13 protein-coding genes are annotated in these 14,411 nt (G+C 71.8%); 7 read left to right on the forward strand and 6 right to left on the reverse strand.

The genetic code is table 11. From position 1 onward, the window contains the following. The first annotated feature begins 56 nt into the window (after nucleotides 1-56). Entirely contained in the window at nucleotides 57-980 is a 924-nt protein-coding gene (locus tag ACFQU4_RS27740) for a diacylglycerol/lipid kinase family protein (protein WP_377498296.1), read from the forward strand. 153 nt (nucleotides 981-1,133) lie between these two features. After that, nucleotides 1,134-3,644: a leucine--tRNA ligase gene (gene leuS, locus ACFQU4_RS27745; RefSeq protein ID WP_377498298.1), complete on the forward strand. Its 2,511-nt coding sequence runs from the start codon at nucleotides 1,134-1,136 to the stop codon at nucleotides 3,642-3,644. A 24-nt stretch (nucleotides 3,645-3,668) separates the two neighbouring features. Here leuS and ACFQU4_RS27750 read toward each other — a convergent pair whose 3' ends face one another. Continuing rightward, the gene (locus ACFQU4_RS27750; protein ID WP_377498300.1) at nucleotides 3,669-4,694 is read right to left on the reverse strand and encodes an endonuclease/exonuclease/phosphatase family protein; all 1,026 of its coding nucleotides are present in this window, start codon (nucleotides 4,692-4,694) and stop codon (nucleotides 3,669-3,671) included. Next, on the reverse strand, nucleotides 4,691-6,211 hold the full coding sequence (locus ACFQU4_RS27755) for a GNAT family N-acetyltransferase (RefSeq protein ID WP_377498302.1): 1,521 nt from the start codon (nucleotides 6,209-6,211) through the stop codon (nucleotides 4,691-4,693). Before ACFQU4_RS27755 ends, ACFQU4_RS27750 begins: the two co-directional genes overlap by 4 nt. A 216-nt stretch (nucleotides 6,212-6,427) precedes the next feature. Between ACFQU4_RS27755 and ACFQU4_RS27760 the strand changes: the two genes are divergently transcribed. The 5 genes from ACFQU4_RS27760 to ACFQU4_RS27780 all read left to right on the forward strand — a co-directional run bounded on the left by ACFQU4_RS27760 (nucleotide 6,428) and on the right by ACFQU4_RS27780 (nucleotide 11,757). Next, on the forward strand, nucleotides 6,428-7,288 hold the full coding sequence (locus ACFQU4_RS27760) for a DegV family protein (RefSeq protein ID WP_377498304.1): 861 nt from the start codon (nucleotides 6,428-6,430) through the stop codon (nucleotides 7,286-7,288). Between the two features lie 123 nt (nucleotides 7,289-7,411). Continuing rightward, a complete protein-coding gene (locus ACFQU4_RS27765; protein ID WP_377498306.1) occupies nucleotides 7,412-8,143 on the forward strand; it encodes a DUF6498-containing protein in 732 nt (243 codons plus the stop codon). A 119-nt stretch (nucleotides 8,144-8,262) separates the two neighbouring features. Further along, the gene (locus ACFQU4_RS27770) at nucleotides 8,263-9,078 is read left to right on the forward strand and encodes a helix-hairpin-helix domain-containing protein (protein WP_377498308.1); all 816 of its coding nucleotides are present in this window, start codon (nucleotides 8,263-8,265) and stop codon (nucleotides 9,076-9,078) included. Next, nucleotides 9,071-11,479: a ComEC/Rec2 family competence protein gene (locus tag ACFQU4_RS27775; RefSeq protein WP_377498311.1), complete on the forward strand. Its 2,409-nt coding sequence runs from the start codon at nucleotides 9,071-9,073 to the stop codon at nucleotides 11,477-11,479. Before ACFQU4_RS27770 ends, ACFQU4_RS27775 begins: the two co-directional genes overlap by 8 nt. Before the next feature lie 47 nt (nucleotides 11,480-11,526). Further along, the gene (locus tag ACFQU4_RS27780) at nucleotides 11,527-11,757 is read left to right on the forward strand and encodes a hypothetical protein (RefSeq protein ID WP_377498313.1); all 231 of its coding nucleotides are present in this window, start codon (nucleotides 11,527-11,529) and stop codon (nucleotides 11,755-11,757) included. Nucleotides 11,758-11,800: 43 nt separating this feature from the next. Here ACFQU4_RS27780 and ACFQU4_RS27785 read toward each other — a convergent pair whose 3' ends face one another. From ACFQU4_RS27785 to ACFQU4_RS27800, 4 genes are read right to left on the reverse strand one after another with little or no spacing between them, the layout of a single operon-like run. Further along, nucleotides 11,801-12,742, reverse strand: coding sequence for a M56 family metallopeptidase (locus ACFQU4_RS27785; protein WP_377498315.1), 942 nt, complete (start codon nucleotides 12,740-12,742; stop codon nucleotides 11,801-11,803). Then, a complete protein-coding gene (locus ACFQU4_RS27790) occupies nucleotides 12,739-13,119 on the reverse strand; it encodes a BlaI/MecI/CopY family transcriptional regulator (RefSeq protein ID WP_377498317.1) in 381 nt (126 codons plus the stop codon). The genes ACFQU4_RS27785 and ACFQU4_RS27790 overlap by 4 nt, the downstream gene beginning before the upstream one ends. Nucleotides 13,120-13,139: 20 nt before the next feature. Continuing rightward, nucleotides 13,140-14,105, reverse strand: a complete 966-nt coding sequence (ccsB, locus tag ACFQU4_RS27795; RefSeq protein WP_377498319.1) for a c-type cytochrome biogenesis protein CcsB — start codon at nucleotides 14,103-14,105, stop codon at nucleotides 13,140-13,142. Beyond that, a complete protein-coding gene (locus tag ACFQU4_RS27800; protein WP_377498321.1) occupies nucleotides 14,105-14,383 on the reverse strand; it encodes a hypothetical protein in 279 nt (92 codons plus the stop codon). The genes ccsB and ACFQU4_RS27800 overlap by 1 nt, the downstream gene beginning before the upstream one ends. Nucleotides 14,384-14,411 lie beyond the last annotated feature (28 nt).

Here is a 14,411-nt window from a genome sequence, read left to right on the forward strand (position 1 = left end):
GTACGAGCCGCCCGGAATCACCGCCGGTCCGGGGTTCCCGGCGGTAGTTTGTGCCGATGACCGAGCAAGATCATCGAGCGGGGACCGAACGCCGCGCCGCGGTCGTGATCAACGCGACCAAGATCGACGACGCGCTGGAGCGCCTGCTGCGGCAGCGGTTCGCCGACGCCGGCTGGGCCGAGCCGCTCTGGCTGGAGACGACACCGGACGACCCGGGCCGTGCGATGACCGCGCAGGCCGTCGAGGCCGGGGTCGACCTGGTGGTGGCGGCCGGCGGCGACGGCACCATCCGGGTGGTGATCTCCGGCCTGGTCGGCTCGGACATCCCGGCCGCCCTGCTGCCCGCGGGCACGGTCAACCTGCTCGCCCGCAACCTCGACGTGCCGCTCCGGCTCGAGGACGCGATCGAGGTCGCCCTCGGTGATCAGGAGCGCACCATCGACCTGATCAAGATCACCGCCGACGACGGCGAACCCGATCACTTCGCAGTGATGGCGGGGATCGGGACCGACGCGGCGATCATGGAAGAGGCCGACGCCGACCTGAAGAAGGCGATCGGCCCGGCCGCGTACGCCGTCGCCGCCGGCCGCAACCTCGGCCGCAAGCCGGTCCGGACCAAGATCACGATCGACGACGGCCCGCCGCTGCGGCGGCGCGCCGTGCTCTGCATCGTCGGCAACGTGGGCGAGGTGCCGGGGCTGGTCAGCCTGATCCCGGAGGCTCGGCTGGACGACGGCCGGCTCGACCTGCTGGTCGCGTCGCCGCGCCGGTTCCGGGACTGGGTCACGGCGTTCGTCCGGGTGCTGTTGCGGCGGCACCACGAGGACGCCAACCTCGACCACTGGACCGGCCACCGGGTCGTGATCACGGTGCCGGCCGCGGAGGCGTACCAACTGGACGGCGACACCGAGGGTGAGGCGACCCGGCTGGTCGCGGAGGTGGTGCCGGCGGCGGTCCGGGTGAAGGTGCCGGCCGGGTAGCCGACGCCGGTTCCGGGATTGCGCTAGCATGGCGGGCATGCAGTACAACCGGGCTCTCCTTAGCTAGCCGCGCGGACAACAGTCCAGCGCGGCAAACCCCTCCTGCCCGAGGGGTTTTTTCATGCCCGGACCAGAGCACAAGGGAGTTGTACCGTGAGCGAGCAGTCCTCCGTCGAGGAAGCCGAATCCACCGGCGCGCGCTACGACGCGCACGCGGCCCAGGAACGCTGGGCCGCCTTCTGGGAGACCGACGGGACCTTCGCGCCGCTCGACGACGGCTCCAAGGAACGCCGCTATGTGCTGGACATGTTCCCGTACCCCTCGGGCGACCTGCACATGGGTCATGCCGAGGCGTTCGCGATGGGCGACGTCTGGGCCCGGTTCCTGAAGCTGCGCGGCTACGACGTGATGCATCCGATCGGCTGGGACTCGTTCGGGCTGCCGGCCGAGAACGCCGCGATCAAGCGGAATGCGCACCCGTCCGAGTGGACGTACGCGAACATCGAGACGCAGGCGAACTCCTTCAAGCGGTACGGGCTGAGCCTGGACTGGTCCCGCCGGCTGCACACCTCCGACCCCGAGTACTACCGCTGGACCCAGTGGCTGTTCCTGCGGTTCCGGGAGCGCGGGCTGGCGTACCGGAAGGCGAGTTGGGTCAACTGGTGCCCGAAGGACCAGACCGTGCTGGCCAACGAGCAGGTGATCAACGGCGAGTGCGAGCGGTGCGGCTCCCCGGTCACCAAGCGCGAGCTGACCCAGTGGTTCTTCAAGGTCACCGAGTACGCCGACCGGCTGCTGGACGACATGGAGCAGCTGGAGGCCGGCTGGCCCGATCGCGTGCTGACCATGCAGCGGAACTGGATCGGCCGGTCCGAGGGCGCCTACATCGACTTCGCGCTGCCCCCTTCGACGGGCTCGGGGGACGAGGAACGGAAGATCACGGTCTTCACCACCCGCCCGGACACCCTGTACGGCGCCAGCTTCCTGGTCATCGCGCCGGACGGCAGGCTGGCGCCGAACATCGTCACCGATGATCATCGGGCCGAGTTCGAGGCGTACCTGGAGAAGACGAAGTCCGAGACCGAGATCGAGCGGCAGTCCACCGACCGGGAGAAGACCGGTGTCTACCTGGGCGTCGACGCGATCAACCCGGTCAGCGGCGAGAAGATCCCGGTCTTCGCCGCCGACTACGTGCTGGCCGAGTACGGCACCGGCGCGGTGATGGGATCGGCCGCCCATGATCAACGCGACCTGGACTTCGCCCGCAAGTACGACCTGCCGATCCTGGTCGTGATCGACTCCGGCCAGGAGGATCCGAACGTCTCCGGGGTCGCCACCAAGGCGGACGGCCCGTACGTCAACTCTCCTGTCCTGGAAGGGATCTCGGACACCGCGACCGGCGTCTCGACCATGATCGACGTGCTCCAGGACAAGGGCGCCGGCCGGGGTGCGACCACCTACCGGCTGCGGGACTGGCTGCTGAGCCGGCAGCGGTTCTGGGGCGCTCCGATCCCGATCATCCACTGCGAGACGTGCGGGGAGGTGCCCGTGCCCGATGATCAGTTGCCGGTGGAGCTGCCGTACCTGACGGGCACGGATCTCAACCCCAAGGGAACCTCGCCGCTGGCCGCGGCGACCGACTGGGTGAACGTGGACTGCCCGACCTGCGGTGGCCCGGCGACCCGGGACACCGACACGATGGACACCTTCGTCGACTCGTCCTGGTACTTCTTCCGGTACTGCTCGCCGGGCTACGAGGGCGGCCCGTTCGACCCCGAGGACGTCCGGCGCTGGATGCCGGTCGCGCAGTACGTCGGCGGCGTCGAGCACGCCATCCTGCACCTGCTGTACATGCGGTTCTTCACCAAGGCGCTGTACGACATGGGCCTGGTCGACTTCACCGAGCCGATGCGCCGGCTGCTGAACCAGGGCCAGGTGATCAACCAGGGCAAGTCGATGAGCAAGTCGCTGGGCAACGGCGTCGACCTGGGCGAGCAGATCGAGAACTTCGGTGTCGACGCGGTCCGGCTGACGATGATCTTCGCCGGCCCGCCGGAGGAGGACATCGACTGGGCCGACCTGTCGCCGAGCGGTTCGGTGAAGTTCCTGCAGCGGGCCTACCGGCTGGCCGCGGACGTCACCAGCGAGCCCGGCACCGACCCGGCCGGCGGCGACGCGACCCTGCGGTCGACCGCGCACCGGACCCTGGCCGACATCACCCAGTGCATCGAGACGCAGCGGTTCAACGTCGCCGTGGCCCGGATCATGGAGCTGGTCAACGCGACCCGCAAGGTGATCGACACCGGTGCCGGCCCGGCCGACCCGGCGGTCCGGGAGGCGGCCGAGTTCGTCGCGGTCGCGCTGAGCCTGGTCTCGCCGTACGTGGCCGAGGAGATGTGGGAGCAGCTGGGGCAGCCGCCGTCGATCGCCAACGCCGGCTGGCCGGAGGTCGACCCGGCGCTGCTGACCATCGAGTCGGTCACCTGCGTGATCCAGATCAAGGGCAAGGTCCGCGGCCGGCTGGAGGTGCCGCCGACGATCACCGAGGACGAACTGCGCGAGCTGGCGCTGGCCGAGGAATCGGTGCAGCGGGCGCTGGACGGCCGCGCGATCGCCAAGATCATCATCCGGGCCCCGAAGCTGGTCTCGATCGTCCCCGCCTGAGCAGCCCTGGGGCGGCCGAAGGGTTTACTCGGTGCCGGCGAGGGTGGCCAGGATGCCGAGATGATCGGTGTCGGCCACCTCGACGGTACGGACCTCGGTCGCGGTCAGCCGCTCGTTGATCATGATGTGGTCGATCGGGATCACCGGCGGGAAGCGCCGGTTGGCCGGGAAGGTCGGCAGCCAGCCGGCCCCGGCGACGTCGGTCGCGCTGCGCAGGCCGTCCGCGTGCAGGTCCTGCATCGCGCCGTGATCATCGACGGCGTTGAAGTCACCGGCGATGATCAACGGCCGGTCCTTCGGCTGCTCGGCGGCGATCCGGCGGATCAGCCGGTGCTCGGAGGTGTAGGTCGTGGTGCCGCAGTACGGGTTGCAAGGATGCACGCCCATCACCCGGACCGCGCCGACGTCGGGCACCTCGACCGTCGTGATCCACTGCTGGAACGTCGTCTGCGGCAGCAGTTCCGAATCCTTCAACGGATAGCGTGAGTAGACCGACGACCCGTTGACGCCCCGGTCGTCGGCGCCGAGCGAGTTCGGGAACCGCTCCGACCAGCCGTACCGGTCCAGGGCCTGGCGGGTGTCCGGCTCGACCTCGAGCAGGACGACCACGTCGGCGTACCGGGCCAGTTCGGCGACCCGTTCCGGGTCCGCGGCGCCGTGCAGCATGTTGAGACTGAGGACCCGGAAGGCCGGGGTCGTCGCGGCCCGGCCGTCCGGCACGAACAGCGGCCCGATCCAGGAGCCGTGCAGGCAGACCAGCGCAGCGACGATGATCGTGATCACCGCGATCGGGATGCGCCGGCCGGCCCTGATCAACGCGATCACGAGGAACAGCAACGAGATCAGATAGCCGATGATCGCGTACCCGATGAAGGCCGACAGCAGCTCGGCGCTCTGCCCGGCGGGCTGCCAGAGACGCAGCACGGTGAACACGGCCGACGGCAACGCGAACAGGAGACCGAAGATCACCAGGACGACCTGGGAGCGGCGGGCCGGGCGCACGGAGTCCCAGGCCGGGCCGGCTCCGGCCCGGTGGTCGGACCAGCTCACTCCGTACGGCTCCGGTCACCGGGGCGATGGACCTTGATCATCCTCAGCTCGTCCGGCTTCGGCGGGAACTCGGAGCGCCGCCGATCCTCGGTGTCGGTCCAGCCGTGCGCCCGGTAGAAGGCGCGGGCGGCCCGGTTCTCGGTGAGCACCCACAGCTGCACCTGGCTGCCGCCGGAGGAGAAGACGTCCTCCTCGGCGGTGGAGAGCAGGGCGGTGCCGAAGCCCTTGCGGGTGTACCGGGGCAGCACGCCGAGGTGGCGCACCGTCTCGTGGTCGTACGCGATGAAGGCGGCGGGGGAGTCGGCGACCTCGAGGATCCGGACCCGGACCTGGCGTTCGGCGAGGGTCCGCTGCCAGCGCCGGGCCACCTCGGCCACCGGGTACGGGAAGCGGTTCGGCGGGAAGATGTGGCCGAGCGCGTGTTCGCTCGCGGCCCGCTCCAGCCGGGTCAGCAGTTGCGCCTCGTCCGGCCGGGCCCGGCGGATCCGCCAGCCACCCTGCTCGTCGGTCAGTGCCGGGTCGGCCGAGTCCCAGATCCGCCACAGTTCGGCGGCGACCCGGTCGGCCCGGGTGTGGTGCCCGCGCTTCAGGGCCGAGCGGCCCTTCTGCACGCACCAGGCCTCGACCTGGTCCCGGTCGGTCCCGATCACCATCCCGTTCGGGCCGGGCTGCACCAGCGTGACGTCGGACCACGGGATCACCCGCTTGCTGAGCGGGTTGTACACGGTCAGCCGGCTGCCGGTGGCGACCAGACGCGGATGCCAGACCATCCGCCAGACGTAGATCAACAGCAACAGGGCCAGCGCGCCGAGCCCGATCGTCAGCGGCAGCGAGCGGGCGTCCCGGAAGATCAGGTACGCCAGCGTGCCCAGGGCCGCGACGACCAGGACGGTGAGGATCGTGACCAGCACGAGGGTCCGGCGGCCGATCCGCCAGACCCGGCGGGAGGCCCGGTCAGCCGGGGTCTCCTCGGGCTCGTCGAGGTCGACGTCGTCCTTGACCACCTGCCGGCTGCGGGCCCGGTCTCCGCTGCGGCGCAGCGTCGGGGCCAGCAACTGGGTCTCCGCGGTCCGCTCGACGGCGGTCGGCTCCTCCGGGCGGCGGTACAGCGAATCCGCGGGGTCCGGGGCCGGCTGCTGTTGCGGCGCGGTGGTCCGCTCCGGCGCGGTCGCCGTCGCGGTCGTGGTGGGGCCGGCCGGGGGCTTGGCCGGGTCGAGGATGACGGTGTCGTCCGGGACCGAGGCGTCCGGGGCTGAGGTGTTCGGGGCCGAGGTGTTCGGGCCGGCCGGGGGCTTGGCCGGGTCGAGGACGACGGTGTCGTCCGGGGCCGAGGTGGCCGGTACCGGAGCATCCGGGGCCGGCGTGGCCGGTGCCGGGGGCGGCGTCGGTGTCTTCTGGGCCGGCGGGCTCGGGGTCCGTTGCGGGCCGGCGGGTTCCCTGCGCAGGTCGGCCAGGGTCGGGGCGTCGTCCTCGTTGCCGTCCTCGATCAGGGCACGGCGCGGTTTGTACTTCGCCACCGTTCCACCCCCTCCCGAATCGTCTGGCACACCCGGAATCGGTGGTTGGGGCGACCAGGCGTTCCACCCTACGACGCAGTCACAGTACGTCATGGGCCAAGTCACCCCGGTGATTCCGCAGGTACGGGACCCATGCTGCCATCGCAAGGCCCTTCGGTGGGTAAGCGGGGCGGCGATTCGCACGACCGTCGGGTTGGCCTCCACTACTCTTTCGCAATGGCCGACGTCGCGGTGATCACCGACTCCACGGCCTCCCTGCCACCGGACCGGGTTGTCGGCGCCGGGCTCCGGGTGATCCCGCTCCAGGTCGTGATCGACGGTGTCAGCCGGCCCGAGGGGTCGACCGGAGCCACCGCGGGCGCGGTCGCCGAGGCGATCCGGGCCGGCCGCCGGGTCAGCACGTCGCGTCCGTCCATCGACGAGTACGCCGCCGCCTACCGTGCCGCCGCCGAGAGCGGCGCGACCGCGATCGTCGTCCTGACCATGAGCGCCCGGATGTCCGGCACCTTCGACGCCGCGACCGTCGCCGCCCGGACCGCGCCGGTGCGGACCCGGGTGATCGACTCCGGCACGCTGGCGATGGCGCTCGGATTCGCCGCCGTCGCCGCCGGCCGGCAGGCCGCCGAGGGTGCCGAGCCGGACCAGGTCGCGGCCGTCGCGACGGAACGGGCCGGCGCCGCGGTGACGTACTTCGTCGTCGACGATCTGGAACATCTGCGCCGGGGCGGCCGGATCGGGGCCGCCGCCGCGCTGGTCGGTTCGGCGCTCGCGGTGAAGCCGTTGCTGACGATCAGTGCCGGCGAGATCCGGCCGCGGGAGCGAGTCCGTACCGCCAACCGGGCCCGGCTCCGGCTGGAGGAACTCGCGGCCGACGCCATGCTCGCCGCCCACCGGGCCGGTCGCGGGATCGGCCTGGCGGTGCACTATCTGGACGATCCGGCACCGGCCGAGGACCTGGCGATCCGGTTGCAGCGGCGGGCCGAGGGGCCGGTGGATCTGGTGATCACCCCGGTCAGCGCCGTGTTGGGCGTGCACACCGGGCCCCGCACGCTCGGGGTCGTCGTCTCGCCCGACTGACCCGGTGCCTCCGGATGATCATGACGTCCGACATAATGCTGCTGGCTGGAGTGGTACTTCCGTAGTCACTGGACGAGCAGAGGGGGTCGCCTGGTGTCTCTTCAGCAATCGCGACCATCCACCATGGTGCGGACGGAACGAGGGTCCGCACCCGATACGGATCCGGAGGACGGCATCACCGGTTCGATCATCGCGATCGGTTTCTCGGTCACGATGAATGTGCTGACCCTGGTCGGGGTGATGGCCTGGGGCTGGCCGGCCGGCAACGTGATGCTGTTGTTCTGGATCGAGAACGTGATCATCGGCATGATCAGCCTGGTCCGGGTCGTCTCGGCCCGCGGCACGGCGTCGGACGGTTCGGGACTGACCGTGAACGGCCGTCCGGTCCGGGGAACCCCCGGTCGCTACGGCCTGTTCTTCACCCTGCACTACGGCATCTTCTGCCTGGTGCACGGCGTGTTCACGCTGATCGTGACGATCAACCTGGGGATCGAGCCGACGTTCTTCTGGCTCGGCTTCCCGGTGATCGTCGTCGCGGTCCGCTACCTGGTCGAGCTGCTGTCGACCTGGTTCGGCCCGGCCGGTCTGCGCACCGTCGTCTCGCCGCAGCAGGCCATGATGCAGCCGTACCCGAGGATCATCGTGCTCCACCTCGCGGTGCTGTTCGCGTTCTGGTTCACGCTCGGCGGCGGCGGTGACGGACTGCCGGCGGCGGTGTTGCGCGTGCTCGACCCGATCTTCGCCCTGCTGCCGCAACGGTTCCGGACCGACGGCGTCGAGGTGATCTTGATGCTCGTCGTGATCAAGACCGTCGTCGACGTCTACACCACCCGCCGCGCCACCCGACGCGGCTGATCTCGTTCGTTCCCTGAGCCTGTCGGAGGGTTGTCCACAGCCGGCCGCGGGAAATCTCGGTCGTCCACAGATTTTCTGCGCGCCGGCTGATCCGGGCGATGCTGCTTAGCCTCCCGGGCATGAAAGTGAGGGAAGGGGCGGACCACGACCTGGCGCGTCGGGTCCGGGAACGGATCGCTCGGGTGCTCGCCGAGCAGGCGCCGCGGTCGGCGCCTGCCGACGACTTCGAGGATCAGGGGTACGGGGAGGACGAGGACCTCGGCCCGGATCCGGGGGAACGGCTGCCGGCCCGGCCGCGCGGGCCGGCCAGGTTCGGCCCGGCCCACCTGGCCGTGATCGTGGTCGTCGCCGTGCTCGGGCTGCTGGTCGCGGGCTGGGCCGTGCTGCGCGCGCAGCCGGTCAGCCTGGCGACCCCGGTCCCGCAGGCCCAGCCGGACACCGGGCGGCCCGAGTCGTCGACCGGTCCGCCGGGCACGCCCAGCGCGACGCCGGCGGTGATCATGGTGCACGTCGTCGGTGCGGTACGAAAGCCCGGCCTGGTCACGCTGCCCGAGCGGTCCCGGGTCGCCGACGCGATCGAGCGGGCCGGCGGGTTGACCCGGGAGGCCGACCCGGACCGGCTCAATCTGGCCCAGGTGCTCGCCGACGGCCAGCAGGTCGTGATCGGGACCAGGGACGAACCGGCCGGCGAGGTGCGCGACGGCGGCGGTACGCACTCCGGCGGCACCGACCCGCCCGGCGGCGGACAACTCGATCTCAACACGGCCACTGAGCCGCAGCTCGAGGAGTTGCCCGGCGTCGGGCCGGTCACGGCAGGCAAGATCATCGCCTGGCGGGACCAGCACGGCCGGTTCAGCCGGGTGGAGGAACTGCAGGAGGTCGACGGGATCGGGCCCAAGACCTACGCCCAGCTCGCGCCGCACGTCCGTGTCTGACCGGGCGCTTGTCGGTGATCGCGAGGGCACCGAAGAGCGGACGGACGATGATCGCGCGGTAGGTGGCGGCCTGGGGCGGCTCGGCGACCTGCGGATGGTGCCGATCGCGGTCGCGGCCTGGGCGGCCTCGGTGGCCGGCACCGCGGGACAGCCGGTCCTGGTCGGGGTCGCCGCGGCGGCCGGGGCGCTGCTGGTGATCGTGGGCGCCGCGCGCCGGCTGCTGCTGGTGGTCGCGGCCGGGTTGGTGATCATCGCGATCACGGCCGCCGGTGCGCTGCATGATCATCGGTTGCGGTCGGGTCCGGTGGCCGAGCTGACGGCCGCCGAGGCGGTGGTCGAGCTCGAGGTCCGTACCGTCGCCGATCCGAGGCGGGGCGACTCGGGTCCGGGCGGCGACTACCTGACGGTGCGGGCGACCACGGTCACCGTGGCGGGGCGTGGTGAGCACTGGCGGGTCGAGGCGCCGGTGCTGCTGATCGCGAGCGGACCGGCGCTGGTGGAACTCGAGCGGTGGCCGGTCGGGACGGTGCTCCGGGTGGGCGCGCGGCTGCGGTCCCCGGACCCGGGCGATGATCTGGCCGCGATCGCCCGGGTCCGCGGAAGCGTGACGGTGGCGGCGGAGCCGGACGCCGGGCTGGCGCTGGTCGAGCGGGTCCGGGCCGGACTGCGCGCCGCCGTCGGTGAGCGCACCGACGAGCAGCGGGCCCTGGTGCCGGCGCTGGTGCTCGGCGACACGTCCGGCATCACGCCCGAGCTGGAGGAGGACTTCGTCCGGACCGGACTGACCCACCTGACGGCCGTGTCGGGCGCCAACCTGACCCTGCTGCTGGCGTTCCTGTTGCTGCTGGCGCGCTGGTGCGGGGTCCGGGGCTGGTGGTTGCGCGGGGTCGGGCTGCTGGGCGTGATCATCTTCGTGGCGCTGTGCCGGACCGAGCCGAGTGTGCTGCGGGCGGCCGCGATGGGGCTGGTGGCGCTGGCCGCACTGGGCAGCGGGTCGCGGATCAAGGGCCTGCGCAATCTCGCGGTCGCGGTGGTCGTGTTGATCTTGATCGATCCGTACCTGGGCCGGTCGGCGGGGTTCGCGCTGTCGGTGCTGGCGAGCGGCGGGATCATCGCCTGGGCGTCCTCCTGGGCGGCGGTGCTGCACCGGTGGCTGCCCAAGATCATCGCCGAGTCGGTCACGGTGCCGCTGGCGGCGCACCTGGCGACGCTGCCGGTGGTGACCGCACTGTCCGGCACGGTCAGCGTGGTCGGGATCGTCGCCAACGCGCTGGCTGGGCCGTTCGTCGGGCCGGCGACCGTGTTCGGGTTCGCGGCGGCCGGACTGTCGCTGCTGCACCCGTGGCCGGCGGTCCTGGCCGGGTTCGGTGCGGCCTGGTCGGCGCAGCCGATCCTGTGGGTCGCGCACTGGGGTGCGGGGTTTCCGGGGGCGGCGTGGCCGTGGCCCGGGCATCCGGTCGCTCTGGTCCTGCTGGCCGCGGCAGGCCTGGGCGCCGCGTGGTTGATGCCGCGCCTGCTGGCCCGGCGGTGGCTCGCGCTGCCGGCGGCGTTGATCATGGCGGTGGGGTTCGTCCGGCCGCCGGTCCAGCCGGGTTGGCCGCCGGCGGACGCGGCGCTGGTCGCCTGCGACGTCGGTCAGGGGGACGGGCTGGTGGTGCCGGTCGGCGGCGACCAGGCGGTGGTGGTCGACGCCGGCCCGGACCCGCGGTTGATCGACGGCTGTCTTGATCAACTCGGCATCCGCGGCGTCCCGTTGTTGATCTTGTCGCACTTCCACGCCGACCATGTGGACGGGCTGGCCGGGGTGTTCGACGGACGCCCGGTGGGCGAGGTCTGGGTCGGCCCGTTGCCGGCCCCGGCCGCGCAGGCCGCGGCGGTGCAACGGTGGGCTGCCGATCATGGGGTACGGCTCCGGACACCGGGTGTGGGGGAGCGGGTCGCGGTGGGCGGCACCGCCTGGCAGGTGATCGGACCGGTCGCCGTACCCTCGCCGGTCCTGGGCGACGACGAGGGCGAGTCCTCGGCCGAGAACGACGCCAGCCTTGCCCTGATCGCCACGCTGGCGCCGTCGCCGGGCCGCGACCGCGGGCTGCGCATCCTGTTCACCGGTGATCTTGAGCCGGCCGGCCAGCGCGCCGTTCTGGGCACCGGAGTCGACCTCACGGTGGACGTGGTGAAGGTGCCGCACCACGGCTCGTCGCGCCAGGACCGCGAGTTCCTGGCCGCTACCCAGGCCAGGGTCGCCGTGGCCAGCGCCGGCCGGGACAACGACTACGGGCATCCCGCGCCACGTACGGTCGCCCTGCTCGAGTCCCTCGGCATGACCGTCCTGGCCACCAACGAGCGGGGCTCGATCGCGATCACTGCTACCGGCGAGCTCGGCGCCGTCGTCTCCCGATGATCTTCGGACGACCGGTCCAGTCCGCCCGGTGTGGCATCATGCGGAGCATGGCCGACCCCGCATCCCCGCTTCGCCTGGCGCGGCCGTACCTGATCGCGGCGGCGGTGTTCATCGGGCTCGGCGCCGGCGGCTTCCTGCTCGGTGAGGCGCTCCAGCTCAACTACCTCTCCACGATTCTGGCGCTGGGCGGCGTCGGGCTGGTGCTGCTCGGCACGCTGTTCCTGCTGACCGGAACCGTGGTGCTGCTGATCGCCACCCTGCGCCGCAGCTCGCGGTGATCATGACCCGTTGTTGATCATGAGGGGCACCTGCCCGGGCCGTTCACCCCGGCAGAAGGAACAGGCTGAGCGGGGTCGCCAGGACGGTCGCCGCCGCACCGAGCAGGATCCAGAGCGCCGCAGCGTCACTGGCCGAGCGGCGGAGCCGGCCCGAGCCGCGTCCCTCGATCCGCCGCAGCCGGGCCGAGGTGGCGGCCGGGGTTCCGGACGCGCCGAGCGCACCCTCCGGTGCCGGGTCGGCGGCGCTCAGCACGGCCAGCGCCCTGGCCAGGTCGGCCGGTCGGCTGGTCCGCAGCGCATGATCATCGGCGAGCATCTCGGTCAGCAACTGGACCCGCCGGTGCAGGGACGTGGCCAGGGAACTCTTCGGCGCCAGGGATTTCAGCGCCTGGAACGGAAGCAGGACAAGGTCGTGCCGCTGCCGCAGGTGGGCGTCCTCGTGCCGGAGCACCGCCTGTAACTGGTCCGGCGTCAGGAGCCCGGCGGTTGCCGAGGTGATCACGATCCGGGACCGCCGGCCGGGTAGGCACCAGGCAGCCGGTGTCGGACTGTCGATCCGGACGGCGGCCTCGGCAGCCGGCCCGGCCTGGCCGACCAGATCGAGCAAGCGCCGCAGCCGCCGCCTCCGCCCAGCCATCCGAGCCCAGCTGGCGCCGAGCACGGCAGCGCTCGCCGCAACGAAGGTCAGCCCGGGCAGGGCCGGCAGTGCGACGATCAGCCCGGCCGGGCCCGGGCCGCCGGGTCCGAGCGACCGTACGGTCTGGACGGCGGTCTCGGCCAGCGCCGGCAACACGCCGCGCTGCTGGCCGATCACCAGCGGGGCGAAGATCATTCCGGCCGTGGCGAGCCAGATGGTCAGGCCGGCACAGTGCCACAGCCCGATGCTCCGGCCCGGCACCCGGTCGGCCCAGCTTCCGCGGCAGAGCAGGAAGATCAGCCCGACACCGAGGATCGCCGAGATCACATGGTGGGCCAGCTGGATCATGATCGCGGGCGGCCGGGCAGGGTCTTCCGCAGCACGCTGGCCTCCCGGGCCGACATGCGTTCCGCGAAGCGGGCCAGCGCACCGGTCCGGTCATCGGCCGTGTCCAGGGCTGCGTGCATGAGCTCGGCGACATAGGAGTCCCGGCTGGCCGCGGCCCGATAGCTCAGCGCCCGGCTGTCGGCCGCCGCCTCACGTACCACCAAATCCTTGCGGGCCAGGCGATCCAGCACCGTCTTGACCGTCGCGTACGCCAACTCGCCGCCTCGGTCGACCAGGCCGTGCACCTCGCGTGCCGTCAGCGGCGCCGCCGCGGACCAGAGCACGTCCATCACCGAGCGCTCGAGATGTCCGAGCCCGGGGGACCGGGAACCTGCCATGTCTCCGATCATAGGGAACCCTAGATGCCCGCGTAGGAATGCAGTCCGGCGAAGAAGAGATTGACCCCGACGTAGTTGAACACGAAGCTCAGCGCGCCGATCACCGACAGCACCGCGGCCCGCCGGCCGCGCCAGCCCGCGGTGGCCCGGGCGTGCAGGTAGGCGGCGAACACGATCCAGGTGACCAGGGCCCAGACCTCTTTCGGGTCCCAGCCCCAGTAGCGGCCCCAGGCGTACTCGGCCCAGATCGGGCCGGCGAGCAGGGCACCGAAGGTCCAGATGGGGAAGGCGAACGCCGTGAGCCGCGCGGCCAGCCGGTCCAGTTCCGTCTGCCGGACGGCATCGGACGTTCGGCGACGACCGCCGATCAGGAAACTCACCGAGGTGATGCCGGCGAGGACGAAGCAGGCTCCGGACAGTGCGGCGGCCAGCACATGCAGGACGAGCCAGTACGACCGCAGGGCCGGCACCAGTGGCGCGACCGGGACGTACACGGTCATGGCGAGGCCGAGCATGATCACCGCGACGGCGGGCACCGCGAGACCCAACCGGAGTTCGGGCCGGCGCCGCTGGATGATCACGTGACCGACCACGAGCGCGGCAGTCGCCGTGATCGCAAATTCGTACATGTTGCCCCACGGCACCCGGCCGGCGGCGATTCCGCGGGCCACGCAGCCGGCGACGAGGAACGCCGCGGCGACGCGGAGGAACGACCCCGAGATCCGGACCGGCAGCGCGGTTGTGGGTGGGTCCGCCGGCCCGTTCATCGATGTCGGTCGGCCGGCCGGTTCGAGTCGGACGTCCCAACGGGCGCCGGTTCCGATCATGGCGGGCACCTTGGGATCGGCGGCCTCGGTCTCGCGTGCCGGTGCTGCGGTCCGACGCCGGAACACGAAGCCGTACAACTGGCCGAACCAGGCCAGGCCCAGCAGAACCGCGGCCGAGGCCACGGCCATCGAACTGACCCAGCCGAGCTGCGCGTCCATCACGGAGCCCCGTCCGCGGTCGGCTGCCGCCGGTCAGCGGCGAACAGCACCGCGAGCTGGTCGCGCCGGTCGGGGAACCGGGTCGTCCAGTCCTTGGTGGGGGAGAGCACCAGGCGTTCGCCGATCCTGGCCAGCGAGATCTCGATCTGCTGCTCGGCCTCGCCGGCGAGACCGGGTGCCCGCTGCAGCAACCGTTGCAGTTCGGCCTCCACCTGACGGCGGACCCACCCGTCCAACTGGGTCAGGAGCGGATCCGCGGAACCTGCGTTCATGATCATGGTCACCTCGCTCTATTACAGAGCGTAA

The organism is Microlunatus sp. GCM10028923, from assembly GCF_042666975.1.
Classification (GTDB): domain Bacteria; phylum Actinomycetota; class Actinomycetes; order Propionibacteriales; family Propionibacteriaceae; genus Microlunatus.

Excerpts from the sequence above, each read along its gene's own strand:
- ACFQU4_RS27740 (WP_377498296.1), top strand. The coding sequence starts at position 57 with ATGACCGAGCAAGATCATCGAGCGGGGACCGAACGCCGCGCCGCGGTC.
- ACFQU4_RS27760 (WP_377498304.1), top strand. The coding sequence starts at position 6,428 with ATGGCCGACGTCGCGGTGATCACCGACTCCACGGCCTCCCTGCCACCG.
- ACFQU4_RS27765 (WP_377498306.1), top strand. The coding sequence starts at position 7,412 with ATGGTGCGGACGGAACGAGGGTCCGCACCCGATACGGATCCGGAGGAC.
- ACFQU4_RS27770 (WP_377498308.1), top strand. The coding sequence starts at position 8,263 with ATGAAAGTGAGGGAAGGGGCGGACCACGACCTGGCGCGTCGGGTCCGG.
- ACFQU4_RS27780 (WP_377498313.1), top strand. The coding sequence starts at position 11,527 with ATGGCCGACCCCGCATCCCCGCTTCGCCTGGCGCGGCCGTACCTGATC.
- ACFQU4_RS27785 (WP_377498315.1), bottom strand. The coding sequence starts at position 12,742 with ATGATCCAGCTGGCCCACCATGTGATCTCGGCGATCCTCGGTGTCGGG.
- ACFQU4_RS27790 (WP_377498317.1), bottom strand. The coding sequence starts at position 13,119 with ATGGCAGGTTCCCGGTCCCCCGGGCTCGGACATCTCGAGCGCTCGGTG.
- ccsB (WP_377498319.1), bottom strand. The coding sequence starts at position 14,105 with ATGGACGCGCAGCTCGGCTGGGTCAGTTCGATGGCCGTGGCCTCGGCC.
- ACFQU4_RS27800 (WP_377498321.1), bottom strand. The coding sequence starts at position 14,383 with ATGATCATGAACGCAGGTTCCGCGGATCCGCTCCTGACCCAGTTGGAC.